Genomic DNA, 243 nt, shown 5'->3' with positions numbered 1-243 from the left:
CGATAGGTTTTATCCCCTAGATACTTGGGTAATAGAACGCAAACAAAATGCGGAACGAAAAAATGGCAGCCAATCTTGCAGCAGACAGCACCAAAGGCAAAAACAACGACCTCACGCCGTCGCAGGAAAAGAGCTACGATTGCGCTGTAATCGGCACTGGCCCGGCTGGCATGATCGCCGCCCTTGCCCTTGCCAGCAATGGACTGGAAACTGTGCTGATCGGCCCACCAGTCAACCTCAATG

At 52.7% G+C, this 243-nt stretch carries 1 protein-coding gene; it reads left to right on the top strand.

Annotation, left to right across the window (positions count from 1 at the left end; genetic code table 11):
* Window positions 1–62: 62 nt before the first annotated feature.
* A partial coding sequence (locus tag PPL9_RS31790; RefSeq protein ID WP_208989742.1) for an FAD-binding protein occupies window positions 63–243 on the top strand: 181 nt, incomplete at its 3' end.

The organism is Pseudovibrio sp. POLY-S9 (genome assembly GCF_001431305.1).
Classification (GTDB): Bacteria; Pseudomonadota; Alphaproteobacteria; order Rhizobiales; family Stappiaceae; genus Pseudovibrio.
Note: the sequence above shows the minus strand (reverse complement) of the source record. Positions and strands in the feature narration are given on the sequence as shown.